At 68.5% G+C, this 16,032-nt stretch carries 13 protein-coding genes; 7 read left to right on the top strand and 6 right to left on the bottom strand.

The window, feature by feature from the left end; genetic code table 11:
• Positions 1 to 53: 53 nt before the first annotated feature.
• Positions 54 to 1,271: a sensor histidine kinase gene (locus JMT67_RS13890; RefSeq protein WP_233455887.1), complete on the top strand. Its 1,218-nt coding sequence runs from the start codon at positions 54 to 56 to the stop codon at positions 1,269 to 1,271.
• Positions 1,272 to 1,313: 42 nt separating this feature from the next.
• Here the strand turns inward: JMT67_RS13890 and JMT67_RS13885 are convergent, their stop codons facing one another.
• Complete coding sequence (locus JMT67_RS13885; RefSeq protein ID WP_233455886.1) at positions 1,314 to 3,128, bottom strand: phosphocholine-specific phospholipase C; 1,815 nt, start codon at positions 3,126 to 3,128, stop codon at positions 1,314 to 1,316.
• A gap of 78 nt (positions 3,129 to 3,206) precedes the next feature.
• Entirely contained in the window at positions 3,207 to 5,858 is a 2,652-nt protein-coding gene (locus tag JMT67_RS13880; RefSeq protein ID WP_201463791.1) for a TonB-dependent receptor, read from the bottom strand.
• Between the two features lie 145 nt (positions 5,859 to 6,003).
• On the opposite strand from JMT67_RS13880, the gene JMT67_RS13875 reads away from it, so the two are divergent.
• Positions 6,004 to 6,780, top strand: a complete 777-nt coding sequence (locus JMT67_RS13875; protein ID WP_182715098.1) for a DeoR/GlpR family DNA-binding transcription regulator — start codon at positions 6,004 to 6,006, stop codon at positions 6,778 to 6,780.
• A 14-nt stretch (positions 6,781 to 6,794) separates the two neighbouring features.
• On the opposite strand, the gene adhP is transcribed toward JMT67_RS13875, so the two are convergent.
• The 3 genes from adhP to JMT67_RS13860 all read right to left on the bottom strand — a co-directional run bounded on the left by adhP (position 6,795) and on the right by JMT67_RS13860 (position 10,600).
• Complete coding sequence (gene adhP / locus JMT67_RS13870) at positions 6,795 to 7,826, bottom strand: alcohol dehydrogenase AdhP (protein ID WP_201463789.1); 1,032 nt, start codon at positions 7,824 to 7,826, stop codon at positions 6,795 to 6,797.
• 141 nt (positions 7,827 to 7,967) lie between these two features.
• Positions 7,968 to 9,485 carry an acetaldehyde dehydrogenase ExaC gene (exaC, locus tag JMT67_RS13865; protein ID WP_201463788.1) on the bottom strand — a complete coding sequence of 506 codons (1,518 nt, stop codon included), beginning with the start codon at positions 9,483 to 9,485 and terminating at the stop codon, positions 7,968 to 7,970.
• Positions 9,486 to 9,631: 146 nt separating this feature from the next.
• A complete protein-coding gene (locus tag JMT67_RS13860; protein WP_201463787.1) occupies positions 9,632 to 10,600 on the bottom strand; it encodes a GAF domain-containing protein in 969 nt (322 codons plus the stop codon).
• A 175-nt stretch (positions 10,601 to 10,775) separates the two neighbouring features.
• On the opposite strand from JMT67_RS13860, the gene JMT67_RS13855 reads away from it, so the two are divergent.
• The 3 genes from JMT67_RS13855 to JMT67_RS13845 are packed head-to-tail and all read left to right on the top strand — an operon-like array spanning position 10,776 to position 12,161.
• Complete coding sequence (locus tag JMT67_RS13855) at positions 10,776 to 11,321, top strand: hemerythrin domain-containing protein (protein ID WP_182715102.1); 546 nt, start codon at positions 10,776 to 10,778, stop codon at positions 11,319 to 11,321.
• A 4-nt stretch (positions 11,322 to 11,325) separates the two neighbouring features.
• Complete coding sequence (locus JMT67_RS13850; RefSeq protein ID WP_152949573.1) at positions 11,326 to 11,556, top strand: hypothetical protein; 231 nt, start codon at positions 11,326 to 11,328, stop codon at positions 11,554 to 11,556.
• Between the two features lie 2 nt (positions 11,557 to 11,558).
• The gene (locus tag JMT67_RS13845; RefSeq protein ID WP_201463786.1) at positions 11,559 to 12,161 is read left to right on the top strand and encodes a cysteine hydrolase family protein; all 603 of its coding nucleotides are present in this window, start codon (positions 11,559 to 11,561) and stop codon (positions 12,159 to 12,161) included.
• Between the two features lie 36 nt (positions 12,162 to 12,197).
• On the opposite strand, the gene JMT67_RS13840 is transcribed toward JMT67_RS13845, so the two are convergent.
• Entirely contained in the window at positions 12,198 to 13,091 is an 894-nt protein-coding gene (locus JMT67_RS13840; protein ID WP_201463785.1) for an SDR family oxidoreductase, read from the bottom strand.
• Between the two features lie 218 nt (positions 13,092 to 13,309).
• On the opposite strand from JMT67_RS13840, the gene JMT67_RS13835 reads away from it, so the two are divergent.
• Positions 13,310 to 14,122, top strand: a complete 813-nt coding sequence (locus JMT67_RS13835; RefSeq protein WP_201463784.1) for an alpha/beta fold hydrolase — start codon at positions 13,310 to 13,312, stop codon at positions 14,120 to 14,122.
• Complete coding sequence (locus tag JMT67_RS13830; protein ID WP_201463783.1) at positions 14,123 to 16,030, top strand: PAS domain-containing hybrid sensor histidine kinase/response regulator; 1,908 nt, start codon at positions 14,123 to 14,125, stop codon at positions 16,028 to 16,030.
• The last annotated feature ends 2 nt before the right edge of the window (positions 16,031 to 16,032 follow it).

Here is a 16,032-nt window from a genome sequence, read left to right as displayed (position 1 = left end):
ACCAGGACTCGACCATCGAGAAGCGGGCCGGCGTCGAAGGAGGAGGAAAGCTGTTGGAAGATTCGCTGGCGAGCAGCGTCTTTGTCGGCGCGCCGATGGCGATCGTGGCCGTCGATCGGACCGGCCGTGTCCGCAACCATAATCCGGCGGCTCAACAGCTGTTCGGCGCCGTTTTGGACGATCCGTCCCTGAGCATCGACGCCCTGTTTGAAGGCTTTAATCTGGACGACGTCGCCACCCCCGAGGCGGCCCAGGCCTTCAATGGCCGCCGCGATCCGTCGGGCCAGACCCCCATCTGGCAGGCGCGTCGCGCAGACGGCGAAGACGCCTTCGTCGAGATCCAGGCCACCCGCTTCACCCACAAGACCTGCGACTGCGCCACCCTGTTCATTCAGGACGTGTCCGCACGGGTCGCCGCCGAGACCGCCGTCCAGGATCTGCGGCTTCAGATCATGTACAATTGGCGGCTGAACTCGCTGGGCGAAGTGGCCTCGATGGCGGCCCATGATCTGAGCCAACCCCTGTCCGCCGCCGCGAACTTTCTGGAGGCGGCCCGGCGGATGGCTGAGGCCCGGCCGGAGGCTGCGGACGACCTCCCTCAGGCGCTGATCGCCGCCAAGGGCCAGATCGACCGGGCGACAGCCATCATTCGCCGCCTGCGCCAGATGATGCGTCACGAATCCGGTCCTCGGGTTCGGGAAAATGTGTCGGAGGTGGTCAAGGAAATCCTGCCGATCCTCAGGATGCACGCAGGGGGGACGAGGGCGGACATACAGGTGCGGCTGGACCCGGCGGATACGGCCTGGTGCGACCGCGTGCAGATTCAGCAGGTCCTGATCAATCTGATCCGCAATGCGCTCGACGCCCCGGAGAACGGCAAGCGCCGCCGCATTGAGATTGCGGGCGGCCCGGTCGACGGCGGCTACCAGCTGTCGGTCGCCGACAACGGCCCCGGCGTCGCCCCTGACATGGCCGGCAAATTGTTCGAGCCCCTGGCCAGCAGCAAGCCCGGCGGCATGGGCCTGGGTTTGTCGATCTGCCGCACCCTGGTGGAGGCCCACGGCGGAACCCTGGCCCTGACGCCCAGCCCCTTGGGTGGGGCGGCCTTCGCCTTCAACCTGGCCGACGAGACCTTGACCGAAGCGCCCCGCCCCGCCGAATCGAACCGGAGCGACGACTTGCTCCTGCTGAGGCGCGCCTCCAGCGGCGGGGCCGCGGGGGGCAGCCGGGCGCCGATCGGCCCCGGCGCCGGCTTTTCCCGCCTGAGTTAGGACCGCCCCCCACCGGAAAGCGGCGCGCGTCGGTTGAGAACCTCAGCCGACGAAATGGGCGTGGAAGCCAGCCGGTCCCAACACCCACAGGTCGTAGCGTCCGCCGTCGGCCGACAGGTCCCAGGCGCCCGTCACCCGTCCGCCCGCCCCCACCGTGTAGCGCCGGGGCAGCCGATCCAGGTGCAACCGGTCATAGACATGGAAGACCGCGGCCAGATCCCCCTGCGACACGAAGGTGAGTTCCGCGCGCGCCGCCGCCGCATCGACGTCGCAATGGGCCTGAAGCCGATAGCGATGCGGGCGCATGGGCCTCTGGCCCGGCTCCTGCACCGGGCGCGCCGGCCGGACCGGAGCGGTCGGCGACGGCTGTTCGGGAATGGCGGCCGCCCGCGCCCGGACCTCTGCGGTCTCGGGCAGGCGATCGACGAAAGGCGTCTGGTTCGGCGTGGCGAAGTCGAAGGCGGTCGTCAGGTCGCTGCACACCGCCCGACGCCAGGGCGAGATGTTCGGCTCCATCACCCCGAAGCGACGCTCCAGAAACCGGATCACCGAGGTGTGGTCGGCCACCTCCGAATGGACGAAACCGCCGCGCGACCAGGGCGACAGCACATACATGGGCACCCGCGGCCCCAGGCCGTAGGGCCGCCCCCGGAACTGGGCCTCGTCCCCGTCGGCGCCGGGCGCCGGCAGGCGGTGGTATTCCCCCTCGGTCGAGACGGTGGAGGCGCCGGCGAAACCGCCGGGCGCATCGGCGTCGGGCGACGGCGGGGCGGGCGGCGGGGCGGGGGCGAAGAAGCCGTCGTTCTCATCGAAGTTGATGAACAGCACCGTCCGCGCCCAGACGGCGGGATCGGCTGTCAGGGCGTCGATGACGCGAGACACATAGTCCGCCCCCTGGGCCGGGCTGGACGGGCCGGGGTGTTCGGACCCCTCGGCCGTGCCGATGATCCACGACACCTGCGGCAGGCGGCCGGCCAGGACGTCGGCCTTCAGCTGATCCAGATCGCGGGTGGACAGGGCGCGGTCCTTCAGCGCCGGGTCCGAACCCGGCTCGCCACGCCAGGCGCGTCGATAGGCCATGAAGTTCTGGACGGGGTTGTCGCCGAAATTGTCGGCCAGATTCTGATAGTGGCGCCAGTCGATCCCCGCCGCCTGAAGCCGCTCGGCATAGGTGGTCCAGTCATAGCGGGGCTGGTCGGCGTCGGGCTTGTTCAGATCGTCGTCGACATTGTCGATGACCGGGCCGCCGGCGCGGCCGTGCGGGTCGTTCGTCCCGCTGAACAGGAACAGGCGGTTGGTGTTGGTCCCCGTCTGCACCGAGCAGTGATAGGCGTCGCACAGGGTGAAGGCCTCGGCCATGGCGTATTGGAACGGGATGTCCTCGCGCCGATAGTAGCCCAGGGCGCGCTGGGTCTTGGCCTCGGGCCAATGGGCCATACGCCCCTGGTCCCACGCCGCCTGGGCGTCGGGCCAGTGGTGGGGCGTCCCCTCCATCCGCATCAGGTCGAAGTCGGCGGTCGTCGCCAGGTGGAAGGGACCGACCTCGGCGGCGGGCTGGACCGTGCGGTCCACCTGAGTCCAGACGTCGCGCGGGGCGCCGTCGGGGCCGGACGCGACGGGAATGGGATGGGGATCGCCGAAGCCCCGCACCCCGGCCAGGGCGCCGAAATAGTGGTCGAAGCTGCGGTTCTCCTGCATCAGGATCACCACATGGGCCACGTCCTCGATCGTGCCCTTGCGGACGTCGGCCGGAATGGACAGGGCCCTCGCCAATGAGGCCGGAAGCCCCGCCGCCAAGACCGCGCCTAGGCCGCCTGCAAGGCCGCCCGCGAGAAGAGATCGCCGATCGACAGACATCAGATGTTTCCGAACAAGGCCCGCGCCGATCTTATGACCGGCGCGGGCGACAGGTTTGCGACGATGAGGGCGAACGCCTCAGTGACGCCAGGTCAGGCCCAGACCCAGCATGCGCGGCGCGGTCTGATAGCCGATGGTGTAGCGTTCCGACTTGCCGCGCGTGGCCCAGTATCCGGCCTCGCCCGTCAGGTTCTCGCCATAGGCGCTGAGCACCAGCTGGTCGGTCAGCTGGAAGCGGGCGCCGAAGTCCAGCGTCGCCTGGGGCTGGATGTATTCATCCAGCGCATTGGCGCGCAGGGTGGCGATGTAGCGGCCGCGATAGCTGTAGCCCAGGTCGGCGTCGAAGCGGTCGCGCTTGTAGCTCAGGCCGACGTTGCCTAGGACCTTGGGCGCATTCGGCAGCCCCACCTCGACGCCTTCGCGCCAGGCGATGCCGGGATCGGCCTTGCTGGGCTGGTAGGTGTAGTTGGCCCAGGCCGAGAAGCCGGCGATCAGGTCGCGGTGCCCCGCAAGCTCGACGCCCCAGATGGAGGCGTCCTTGCCGTTGGCCGAGGTGGTGATCGGCACGCCGTCGGCGCCGACCATCACCTGCGATCCGGCCGACTGATAGATGAAGTTGTCGATCTCCTTGCGGAACAGGCCGGCGGACAGGAAGCCCTGGTCGCCGGCGTACTGGACGCCCAGATCGAAGTTCAGCGCCTCAGCCGGCTTCAGATCGGGGTTGCCCTTGGAGATCGAGACGATCCGCGGACCGTTGGACTCGATGTTGATCCCCTTGGAGATGTCGGTGAAGTTCGGACGGGCGAAGGAGGTCCAGACGGCGGCGCGCACGGTCCAGTCGGCGTTCGGGCGCCAATCGACGTGCAGGCTGGGCAGAACCTGGGTGTAGCTGGCCTCGGTGGTGCCGGCGGCGCCGCCGAACTCGCGTTTCACCTTCTTGGCGGCAGGGTCCTCGGTCGTGACCAGGGCCTCGTTGTGGATGTCGGTCCGCTCCACCCGCGCCCCGGCCGTGGCCGACCAGGCGCCCCGCTCCAGAACCGCCATGGCGTAGCCGCTGTAGCTGGTCTCGCGGCCCGAGGAGTCGTTCAGGTTCCAGGGGTATTCGTCGTCGGTCACACGCGGCGCGGCTTGCAGCACGGCTAGGACGCGGTTCATCTCAAGGATCGTGCCGAAGCGCGTCAGGCCGTGGTAGTGATCATCGTCGAAGTGATCGATCGAGCCCGCGATCAGGTCGGTGTGGTTCGAAAGGGGCGAGCCGCTGGCCAGCTCCGGAATCGCGCGCGTGCCGCTGTCGACGTCCTGCTGCTGATCATAGTCCCGTTGCGACCGGCGGAAGCGGAAGCCGCCCTTGACGGTCTTCAGCACGCCCTTGTCTTCCGGCGACCAGGCCAGGTTGACGGCGGCGTAGGCCTGAGAGTCTTCGGAGATCCGGCGATACAGTTCGGCGTAGTCGAACTTCAGATTGGCCGGGTTCAGCATGGCCGACGACTGGGCCTCGCTCATGATCCAGGTCGGATGTTTGCTGTCCGAGGCGTCAAAGCCGATCGGGGTGCTGTAGATCGGCAGGCTGTCGTCGGTGACATACTCCATATACCACTGGTTCGGCGTCTCGGTCCGGCCGTAGGTGTAGGCGACGTCGTAGTCCAGCTCGAAGGCGCTGCGGACGTGGCGGCCGCCCAGGTTCAGCACGCCCAGGCGGTTGTCCTCCTGCTTCACCTCGGCGCCCATCAGGGACGAGAAGCTGTTGATGGCGCCCTTGTCGTCCTGACCGGTCTTGACGTCGATATAGTCGTGCAGCTGATCGTTCTTCCACTGGGAGTACAGGCCGCGCAGGTGAAGTTCGTCATTCGACGTCGGGCGGTATTCCAGGGTGAAGTTGCCGCCGGTGCGGTCGATGTCGTTCACGAACCGGTCCAGGCCGTGCGAGACCAGCCGCAGGGGGGTGTCTTCCGACAGGACGGTGTCGCTATCCGGCAGGAGGCCGTCCGGACGCCAGCTGGTGTTGTAGCTGATGTTCTCGTTGCGCTCGCCCGTAATGGTCCGTTCGGTATGGAAGACCACGCCGTAAAGGCCCAGGGTCCGGTCGGAATCGAGGAAGGTCGAGAAGGCGCCGGTCAGGTCGGTCGCCGTCTTGTCCGCGATGTTTTCCCGGCTGGCGCGGACCGAAAGGCTGGCCATGCCGTCGCCGAAGTCGAAGGGGCTGGGCAGGCGGAAGTCGATGGTGCCGCCGACCGCGTCGCCGTCCAGATCCGGGGTCACGCTCTTGACCACCCGCACCGTGTCCAGGCCGTCGGGCGGCAGCAGGTCCAGGGCCACGGCGCGGTTGTCGCGGCCCGAGGTCGCCAGGCGCACGCCGTTCATCGTGTAGACGTTCAGGGCGCTGTCCAGGCCGCGAATGCTGACGTAGCGCGCGTCGCCCGTGCCGCGGTCGTTGACGGTGCTGACGCCCGGCAGACGCTTCAGCGCCGCCGCCACGCTGGTGGACGGGATGGTCAGCAGTTCATCGGCGGAGATGACCTCCGAAACGATGTCGGCCTGGCGCTGCTCGGCCTCGGCGCGGCGGGTGGCGCTGCGCGAACCGGTGACGATGATGTCGGCGAGGTTGGCGGCGTCCGCCGTCCCGCCTTGCGCCGGCGCGGTCTGGGCCAAGGCGGCGGCGGGCAGGATCGCTGCGAGCGCTGCGCCGCACAGCAGGGCGCGCGCGCAAAAGCGCGTGTTTGAAAGAACCATGATGACATCCCCTGACGTTTGGACGGCGCTGAGCCGTCTTCGAACGATCTACGCCGGGCCTGTGACATCGATGTGAACTATTGTGGCATTTTGTGTTTTTGTGTGGATTTTGACGAAGGCAGGCGCCACATGTCACACGAGTTGCATGACCCAAGGCACGGCGTTGAATCAGTCCGCACGGCTCGAAGCCCTATTGTCCGCCCTAGCTGATCAGGGCGCCTGTTCGATCGCCGATCTGGCGACGGCCTTTGATGTGTCCGAGGAGACGATCCGCCGCGACATCCGACGGCTGGAGCAGGAAGGGGCGGTGCGAAAGGTGCACGGCGGCGTCCGCCTGCCTGATCGCCGCGCCGAGGCGCCGTGGCGGCAGAGACTGAACATCAACGCCGAGGCCAAGAAGCGGATCGCGGCCCGCGCGGCCGAGTTGGTCGAACCAGGCATGACCCTGCTGCTGGATTCCAGCACCACCGTCTTCTGGCTGGCGCGCCGGATCGCCTCTGTGCGCGATCTGACGGTGGTGACCAACAGTCTGGAGACGGCGGGCGAGCTGGCGGCCCTGTCGGACGCCCGGATCTTCCTGGCGGGCGGGGCGGTCAACCCCGCCTATCGGGCCAGTTTCGATGCGGACGCCGCCGCCTACGCCAACCGGTTCGTGCCGGACCTGGCCTTCTTCTCCATCGTCGCCATCGACGCCGCGCACGGCTTTCTCGATCACGAGCCGGAAGAGGCGGCCTATGCCCGGGCGGTGCTGCCCAATGCGCGCAAGGCGGTCTGTCTGACGGACGCCTCCAAATTCGGGGCGGCGGGCCGCGCCCAGGCGGCGGACTGGTCCCAGGTGGCCATGATCATCACGGACCAGCCGCCCCCCGCCGCCGTCGCGGCGGCGGCGCGCGACGGCGGGGTCGAGGTGCGGATCGCCTGATCCGCGCCGGCCGATCAGTTGATCGACATGACGATCCGGCCCTCGATCTGGCCCCTGTGCATCCGGGTGAAGATGTCGTTGATGTTGTCCAGGGGCTCCACGGCGATGGTGGACTTGACCTTGCCCTGGGCGGCGAAGTCCAGCGCCTCCTGAAGGTCCAGCCGGGTGCCGACGATAGAGCCGCGCACCGTGGTGCCGTTCAGCACCATGTCGAAGATCGACAGGGGGAAGTCGCCGGGCGGCAGGCCGTTCAGGGCGACCGTCGCCCCGCGCGCCGTCATGCCCAGGGCCTGTTCGAACGCCTTGGGCGAGACGGCGGTGACCAGCACCCCCTGGGCGCCGCCGTCGGTCTGACGCTTGATCTCGGCGGCGGGGTCGTTGGATGTCTTGGCGTTGACAGTCACCGAGGCGCCCAGACGCCGCGCCAGGTCCAGCTTGGCGTCGTCGATGTCGACGGCCGCGACGTTCATCCCCATGGCCTTGGCGTACTGCACCGCCAGATGGCCCAGGCCGCCGACGCCCGAGATCACCACCCAGTCGCCGGGCTTGGTCTCCGTCACCTTCAGCCCCTTATAGACGGTGACGCCGGCGCAAAGGATCGGCGCGATCTCTTCAAAGCCGATGTTATCGGGCAGATGGCCGACGAAGTTCGGGTCCGCCACCACATATTCGGCGAATCCGCCGTTCACCGAATAGCCGGTGTTCTGCTGCTCGTGGCACAGGGTCTCCCACCCGCCGAGGCAGTGTTTGCAATGGCCGCAGGCGGAATAGAGCCAGGGCACCCCGACGCGGTCGCCCTCCTTGACGTGTTTGACGCCGGCGCCGACGCCCGAGACGTAGCCGACGCCTTCGTGGCCCGGAATGAAGGGCGGATTGGGCTTGACCGGCCAGTCGCCCTCGGCGGCGTGCAGATCGGTGTGGCAGACGCCGCTGGCGACGACCTTCACCTGGATCATGCCGGGTCCGGGGGTGGGGATCGGCGCGTCCTCGATCACCAGGGGCTTGCCGAATTCGCGCACGACGGCGGCCTTCATGGTTTTGGCCATGGTTAATCCTCGATCAGAAGGGGGAACGGGCGGACCGGAAGCAGGACACCGGCCCGCCCGCCTGGGAGCCGCTCTCCGGACAGACGGATCAGAGAGCGATCGGAGGATGGCCGATCCGGAGCCGGCCATCCTTGATGCAGATCAGAAGAAGCCCAGCTTGTTCGGGCTGTAGCTGACCAGAAGGTTCTTGGTCTGCTGATAGTGATCCAGCATCATCCGGTGGTTTTCACGGCCGATGCCCGACTTCTTGTAGCCGCCGAAGGCCGCGTGGGCCGGATACTGGTGATAGCAGTTGGTCCAGACCCGCCCGGCCTGGATGGCGCGGCCGGCGCGATAGGCGGTGTTCATGTCGCGCGACCACACCCCGGCGCCCAGGCCGTATTCGGTGTCGTTGGCGATCTCCATCGCCTCTTCGAAGGTCTTGAAGGTGGTCACGGCCAGGACGGGACCGAAGATCTCCTCCTGGAAGATCCGCATGTCGTTCGTGCCCTTGAACACCGTCGGCTTGACGTAGTAGCCGCCGGCCAGATCGTCCTGAAGCTGGGCCTGGTCGCCCCCGGTCAGGACCTGGGCGCCCTCTTCGCGGCCGATCTTCAGATAGCTCAGGATCTTCTTCAGCTGCTGGTCCGACGCCTGGGCGCCGATCATGGTCGCAGGGTCCAGCGGGTCGCCCTGGACGATGGCCTCGACCCGGGCGATCGCCTTCTCGATGAAGGCCTCATAGATGTCTTCGTGGATCAGGGCGCGGCTGGGGCAGGTGCAGACCTCGCCCTGGTTCAGGGCGAACATCGCAAAGCCTTCCAGCGCCTTGTCCAGGAAGGCGTCGTCGGCGTCCATCACGTCCTTGAAGAAGATGTTCGGCGACTTGCCGCCCAGCTCCAGCGTCACCGGAATGATGTTCCGGGTCGCATATTCCATGATCTTCTGGCCGACGGCCGTCGAGCCGGTGAAGGCGATCTTGGCGATGCGCGGATTGGTGGCCAGGGGCTCGCCCACCTCGGCGCCCGTGCCGGAGACGATGTTCAGCACGCCGGCGGGCAAGAGGTCCTGGATCAGCTCAATGACCACCAGGATCGAGGCCGGGGTCTGTTCCGCCGGCTTCATGACGATGCAGTTGCCCGCCGCCAGGGCCGGGGCGATCTTCCAGGCGGCCATCAGGATCGGGAAGTTCCACGGGATGATCTGGCCGACCACGCCCAGCGGCTCATGGAAGTGATAGGCCACCGTATCGTGGTCCAGTTCCGAGATCCCGCCTTCCTGAGCCCGGATACAGCCGGCGAAATAGCGGAAGTGGTCGATCGCCAGCGGAATGTCGGCGGCGAGGGTCTCGCGCACCGGCTTGCCGTTGTCCCAGGTCTCGGCCTCGGCGACGGCCTGGAGGTTGGCTTCGATCCGGTCGGCGATCTTGTTCAGGATCACGGCGCGTTCGGCGACGCTGGTCTTGCCCCAGGCGTCCTTCGCCGCGTGGGCGGCGTCCAGGGCCAGCTCGACGTCGGCCGCGTCCGAGCGTGCGACCTCGCACAGGACGCGGCCGTTCACCGGGGAGGTGTTCTCGAAATACCGGCCGTTGACGGGGGCGACCCAGCGGCCGCCGATGAAGTTGTCATAGCGCGTCTTGAACTTGGGCGTCGCGGCGCGGGCGAATTCGGGCTTGGTCACGAGTGCGTCTCCTTGCGGTTTCCTCGGGCGCCGATTGTCCGGCGTCGTTTGAGGCAAACTCGGTCCGCAAGGCCCGCCGCGCCAGAAGCCCGGTTCATGATGCGGCGCAAACCTGTCGCAGATTTGCGACAGATTACAGGAGGCTGTTACTGGGCGTCGTTCAGACCCAGCCGGTGCAGCTTGCGGTGCAGGGTGGCGCGGCTGATGCCCAACAGGCGGGCGGCGGCCGAGACATTGCCCCCGCTGCGCGCCAGGGCCCGGCGCACCGCGCCCCGTTCCGCCTCCAACAGATCCGCCTCGGCCGCGCCGGGCGTCAGAAGGTCCGAGGCCGGCAGCTGGGCGGCGATCCGTTCGTCGGTGATCGACAGGGACAGGCGCGCCGCCCGCGTCGCTCCGATGACCAGATCGTCGCGATCCACGGCCAGCAGGGCCGCCGCATTCCGTTCGCCCGCGCTTCCGGCCAGGACGATGCGGGCGTCGCAGAAGGTCTGACGGAAGGCCTGGGCCTCGATCGACCGGGCGGCGTCGGCCACGGCGGCCGAGATCAGACCCAGTATGGCCTCGGTCGCATCCGCCCGGCAGGACGAGACGTCCAGCGCCCCCGCCAGCCGGCCGAAGGGGTCGTGGATCGGATGGGTGACGCAGCTCAGGCCGGTGTTGCGGGCGTGGAAATGCTGGTCGCGGTGGATGGTGACGGGGCGGTGTTCGGCCAGGGCCGTGCCGATGCCGTTGGTGCCCTCATGCGCCTCGGACCAGACCGCGCCCGGCCACAGGCCCCAGCGATGAAAGGTCTCGTCGTCCGCCGCCGCCCCGCGCCGCTCCACCGGCACCCCCTCGGCATTGGTCAGCAGGACGCAACAGCCGACCCCGCCGACCGCCAGAAACAGCCGGTCCAGCACCCCCTCGGCCGCGCGGGTCATCGGCTCCATCGCCTGACGGGCGTCCTGCAGCGCCTGTTCGGAGATCGTCTCCACAGCCCCGGCCCGCACCGGATCAAGGCCGTAGAGGGTGATGGACCGACGCCAGGAGGCCGCCAGGGCGGAGCGCGCGCCGGCGCCCTCGTCCAGCGCCTGCTGGATCAGGCTGGCGTGATCGGTCTGGGACCGCGGGCTCATGGGCGACCTCCGAAAGATCGACAGTCCCCGGATCAGACGCCTGCAAAGCCTCCGCGTCAATCCGACCTTGGTCCCCCTCCCCCGCCTCGTCGCCCGGTCAGCCCCAGGTTGGAAAGACGACATTGGGAACCGGCTGCTGATCCCCGGCCTTGTCTCCGCATCGCAGGAGACCCGAATGTCCATAATCGACAAGGCTTTGGCCGCCGTAACCCCCCAACCCGGCGAAGAGGCCCGCGCCGAAGCCACAGCCCAGGCGCGCGCGGCCGCCGCGCCCGGCGACTGGCTGTCGCTGGTTCTGGACCATCACGACGAGATCCGCGCCGCCTTCGCCCGCGGACGCCAGGTGAAGTCGGCGGCCGACCGCCAGGCGGCCCTCAAGGCCCTGGCCCTGGTGCTGAACGGCCATTCGATCGCCGAGGAGCTGGTCCTCTACCCCGCCCTGGGACAGGCCGGCGAGAAGATGCACGCCGCCCACGCCTATCTGGAACAGACCACCGCCAAGGCGCAGATGGCCGAGCTGGAGAACATCGCCCCTTCCAACACCGCCTGGCTGGACAAGTGGGAGCATATCGAAGGCGCCGTCCTGACCCATATGTACGAGGAGGAGAAGGGCTGGTTCATCACCCTGAAGCAGAAGGGCGAGGATCAGGCGCGGCTGACCGACCGCTATAGCGAGGAATATGAACGCTACACCGGCGCCTCGGCGCGTCAGGCCGCCTGATCCGATGAGCGACCGCGACCACAGCCGCGATTCGGCCGCCTCGGGTCTGGCCCAGGGCGGGCTGGGCGGGCCTGAGGATCAGCTGCTGGAGGCGGGACAGGAGGAGGTCTTCGCCCGCGAAGAGGTCGAGACGGGGCGGATCGAACACCACTCCGACACCCAGACCTTGCCAGACGCCGAGGAGATCGAACCCTCCTCTCCGAACGCCGGAAGCGGCGCGGCAGGCGCGGCCTGACCATGGCCGAGGGTCTGCGCGACGCCGTGCCGGAGAATGCGGTGCACCTGTGCATCGACATGCAGCGGATGTTTGTCGAGGAGACGGCGTGGCGACTGGACTGGGCCGAGCGGGTCATGCCCCAGATCGTGCGCCTGTGCGAAGGCCGGCCCGAACGGACCGCCTTCACCCGCTTCATCCCCGCCGCCCGACCGGGAGAAGGTCGCGGCGCCTGGCGCCGCTACTGGGAGCGCTGGGCCTCCATGACCCTGGAGCGAATCGACCCCGGCCTGGTCGATCTGGCCCTGCCGCTTCAGCGGTTCGTCCCGCCCGGCCGGCTGATCGACAAACACGTCTATTCGCCCTGGGTGGGCTCGGACCTGGACGCGGTCCTGAGCCGCAGCGGGGTGGATACGCTGATCGTCACCGGGGGCGAGACCGACGTCTGCGTTCTGGCGACCGTGCTGGCGGCCGTCGATCTGGGCTATCGGGTGGTGATCGCCCAGGATGCGGTCTGCAGCTCGGCCGATGGCCCCCATGACGATCTCCTGCGCCTCTATCACGACCGCTTCTCGCAGCAGATCGAGACGGCGACGGTCGACGAAATCCTGGACGGCTGGCGCTGACAGGCGGACCGGTCATGGGCCGGTCCGCCGTCTGCATCAGGCTATGCCCGCCCCGCCGGTGACGCCATAGACCTCGCCGGTGACGTAGCTGGCCTCCTGGGACGCCAGAAGCACATAGACGGGCGCGATCTCGACCGGCTGGCCGGGCCGGCCGTAGGCGCTCTGTTCGCCGAAATGGACCACCTTCTCCATCGGCTGGCCGCCCGAGGGCTGAAGCACGGTCCAGAAGGGGCCGGGCGCCACGGCGTTGACGCGGATTCCCTTCTCCAAAAGCTGTTTGGACAGGGCCTTGGTGTAGGCGACGATCCCCGCCTTGGTGGTCGCATAGTCCAGCAGAATGGCCGAGGGCTCATAGGCCTGGATCGAGGCGGTGGTGATCACCGCCGCCCCGGCCGGCAGGTGGGGGACCGCCGCCTGGACGATCCAGTGCAGGGCGTAGAGATTGGTCTTCATCGTCCGGTCGAAATCCTCGGTCGAGACCTCGCCGACGCTCTCGCGGTACTGCTGGCGACCGGCGTTGACCACCAGGATGTCCAGCCCGCCCAGACCCTCGACCGCCTGGGACACCAGGTCGCGGCACCAGGCCTCGTCGGTCACGTCGCCGGGCAGGCGGACGGCCTTGCGCCCTTCGGCCTCGATCAGCTGCGCCACCTCGGCGGCGTCCTTCTCTTCGGACGGCAGATAGGACAGGGCGACGTCCGCCCCTTCGCGGGCGTAGGCGATGGCGGCGGCGCGGCCGATGCCGGAATCGCCGCCGGTGATCAGGGCCTTGCGCCCAGCCAAGCGGCCCGAGCCCTTATAGCTGGTCTCCCCATGGTCCGGCTTGGGATCCATCTCCACCGCCAGGCCCGGCGCCGGCTGGGGCTGCTCGGGGAAGGGCGGGAGGGGGTATTGGTCGCGGGGGTCCTGCATCGTCAAACGATCGGCCATGACGTCTCCTCTCGGCTGGGTCGCGTGAACAACACGAGGCTCCCGCGCCCGTTCCGATCAAAAGCCGTCACAGAGCCCAGCGCGGACAACTGACGAAGCCCGCGTAACGCCGATCTGTGGTTGCGAAACGCAAGAAGCGGATTTTTTAAGGTTTTTTCGAAATAACTGCTCAGGTCGGCCTGACAGCCGTCGCAAATGAAAGTTGAGCGGACGACGCCATGACGATTCTGAGCCGCAACAACGTCGCCGTCACGGGTCACACGGGTCCAGTCCTTCTGTTCTCGCACGGCTTCGGCTGCGACCAGGGCATGTGGAGATCGGTCGCCGAGCGGTTCGACGGCGTGGCCCGCATCGTCCTGTTTGACCATGTCGGCGCCGGCGCCTCGGACAGCGCCTGTTTCGATCCTGAGCGCCACGCCGATCTGGGCGGCTACGCCGACGACCTGATCGAGGTGATCGAGGCGGTCGGCCTGGGTCCGGTCGTCTTCATCGGCCATTCGGTGGGCGCCAGCATCGGCGTCATCGCCGCCGTCCGACGACCCGACCTGTTCCAGTCCCTGGCCCTGGTGTGCGGTTCGCCCCGCTACACGGACGCCGAAGGCTACCGCGGCGGTTTCACCCCAGCCGACATCGCCGACCTCCTGGCTTTGATGGACAAGAACATCGCCGAATGGACCACGGCGGTCGCGCCTGCGATCCTCGGGTCTTCAGCCACGCAGGGTCAGGCCGACTGGAGCGCGAGCGTGTGCCGGGTCGATCCCGCCATCGCCCGCCATTTCGCCCGCACCACCTTCCACGCTGACGACCGCGACGCCTTTGCGGCCCTGGCTCTCCCCACCCTGTTGCTGGACAGCCGCGACGACGCCCTGGCGCCGACCTTCGTCGGGGACTGGATGGAGCGCCACATCCCCCAGGCGCGCCGGGTCGTCCTGCCGACCGAGGGCCACTGTCCCCATATGACCGAACCCGATCTGGTCGAGGCGGCCCTGCGTCGCCATCTGGACCTGCCGCCGCTGGACCTGGCGGCCTAGATGCAAAGTCCGTCCGTCCTGCTGGATCTGTTGAGCCAGGCGCCGGGCGGCCTGGGCCTGGTCGATCCCCATGGTCGGTTGCTGTGGCTGAACGACTATCTGGCCGACCTGCTGGACCTGCACGCCGGAGACCAGGCCGAGGATCGCCGTCTGGTCGATCATCTGACGCCCGCCAGCCGGATCATGGTTCAGACGCGGCTTCGTCAGGAGCTGGCGATGGGCGGGCGGCTGGAGGAGCTGGCCCTGGATGTGCTCGCCTCTAACGGCGATCGGATTCCGGTCATGGTCAGCGCCGCCCAGACCCAGGGGACCGAAGGGCCGCTGATTCAACTGTGCGTCTCGCGCGCGCCCGTTCGTCGCGCCTATGAGGCGGCGGCGCCCCTGGCCGAAAAGCGCGCCGAGGCGGAACGCCGGTCCGCCCGCGACGTGATCTCCGCCTTTGTGCGCCACTGCCCTGTGCCCTTGATTATGACGGATGCCGACCTGGTGGCGACCGGCGTCAGCCAGGCCTGGGAAAAGACCTACGGCCGACCGGCGCAGGACATGGTCGGACAGAGGGTGGACTCGCCGGCCAGGGCGCGCCCGGCCCAGATCGATTGGCCCAAGGTCTACGCCCGCGCCCTCGCCGGAGAGGCGATGAGCAGCGAGGGGCCCGTCCGCTCGGCCCTGGTCGACATGTGGTTCGAATGGGCGGTCATACCCTGGCGCGACGCCGAAGGGGCGATCGGCGGCCTGCTGCTGATGAATTTCGACGTCTCCGCCCTGGTCCGCGCGCGCGACGCCGCCGCCGCCGCCGACGCGGCCAAGTCGCGCTTCCTGGCCAATCTGAGCCATGAACTGCGCACGCCGCTGAACAGCGTCCTGGCGCCGCTGGAACTGCTGCGCGGACACGCCCTGCCCGAGGCGGCCCACAAGGCGCTGGAGACCGTGGCCCAGGCCGGGGCCGAGGTGACGCGCCGCATCACCACCCTGCTGGACTTCTCGCAGCTGGAAGGCGGAGGCTTCACGCCCCAGTCGTCGCCCCTGTCGGTGCGGACCCTGTGCGACGAGGTGCTGACGGAATGCGCCGACCTGATCGGCGACCGGCCGATCGTCCTGAGCGGCCCGGACACGGGCGCCGACGTCCAGGTTTCGGCCGACGGCGACGCCCTGAAGCGCATCCTGATCCAGCTGGTCGCCAATGGGGTGAAGTTCACCGAGACCGGCGCAGTTTCTCTGGATGTCCAATACGAAGACGACGCCCTGGTCTTCACCGTCGCCGACACCGGCTGCGGTTTCGACATCGACAGTTTCGACGCCCTCGTCCGCCCCTTCCATCAGCGCGACGTCACTGCGACACGGAAACACGGCGGCATGGGTCTGGGCCTGGCTCTGGCCGAGGGCCTGGCCCGCGCCGTTGGCGGCGAACTGACCGCCCAGAGCACGATCGGCGTCGGCAGCCGCGTGACCTTGCGCGCGCCGGCGGTTCTGCTGTCGACGCCCGGGGGCAGGTCCGCCGCGACCGATGCGGAGCCCGCCGCCCTCCGCATCTTGGCCGTGGACGACAATCCCGCCAATCTGGCGGTGCTGAACGCGGTTCTGGCCGCTACGGGCGCGGAAGTCACCTGCGCCGAGAACGGGCTGGAAGCGGTCGAACTGAGCCGGACAATGGATTTCGACCTGGTGCTGATGGACGTCCAGATGCCGGTGATGGACGGTTTGACGGCGATGCGGACGATTCGGTCCGAACACCCCTGCCCGCCCCCGATGATCGTCGTCAGCGCCAACGTCTCGCGCCCCGAAGTCGCCGAGGCGCGGGCCGCCGGCGCCGCAGAGGTGCTGGGCAAGCCCGTCGGCGCCGCCGTGCTGTTGCAGACCGTCGGCGCCGTGCTTCAGGCGGCGGCGGAACAGGCGTGGAGAGCCGCCTGAAC

The sequence above is a fragment of the Brevundimonas aurantiaca genome, assembly GCF_904830995.1.
In the GTDB taxonomy this organism is placed as follows: Bacteria; Pseudomonadota; Alphaproteobacteria; order Caulobacterales; family Caulobacteraceae; genus Brevundimonas; species Brevundimonas aurantiaca.
This window is presented reverse-complemented; position numbering and strand designations above follow the sequence as displayed.

Bases quoted from the DNA above. Each gene is read 5' to 3' on its own strand.
- JMT67_RS13875 (WP_182715098.1), top strand. From the start codon at position 6,004: ATGACCCAAGGCACGGCGTTGAATCAGTCCGCACGGCTCGAAGCCCTA.
- JMT67_RS13830 (WP_201463783.1), top strand. From the start codon at position 14,123: ATGCAAAGTCCGTCCGTCCTGCTGGATCTGTTGAGCCAGGCGCCGGGC.
- JMT67_RS13880 (WP_201463791.1), bottom strand. From the start codon at position 5,858: ATGGTTCTTTCAAACACGCGCTTTTGCGCGCGCGCCCTGCTGTGCGGC.
- JMT67_RS13850 (WP_152949573.1), top strand. From the start codon at position 11,326: ATGAGCGACCGCGACCACAGCCGCGATTCGGCCGCCTCGGGTCTGGCC.
- JMT67_RS13845 (WP_201463786.1), top strand. From the start codon at position 11,559: ATGGCCGAGGGTCTGCGCGACGCCGTGCCGGAGAATGCGGTGCACCTG.
- JMT67_RS13855 (WP_182715102.1), top strand. From the start codon at position 10,776: ATGTCCATAATCGACAAGGCTTTGGCCGCCGTAACCCCCCAACCCGGC.
- JMT67_RS13860 (WP_201463787.1), bottom strand. From the start codon at position 10,600: ATGAGCCCGCGGTCCCAGACCGATCACGCCAGCCTGATCCAGCAGGCG.
- JMT67_RS13885 (WP_233455886.1), bottom strand. From the start codon at position 3,128: ATGTCTGTCGATCGGCGATCTCTTCTCGCGGGCGGCCTTGCAGGCGGC.
- JMT67_RS13840 (WP_201463785.1), bottom strand. From the start codon at position 13,091: ATGGCCGATCGTTTGACGATGCAGGACCCCCGCGACCAATACCCCCTC.
- adhP (WP_201463789.1), bottom strand. From the start codon at position 7,826: ATGGCCAAAACCATGAAGGCCGCCGTCGTGCGCGAATTCGGCAAGCCC.
- JMT67_RS13835 (WP_201463784.1), top strand. From the start codon at position 13,310: ATGACGATTCTGAGCCGCAACAACGTCGCCGTCACGGGTCACACGGGT.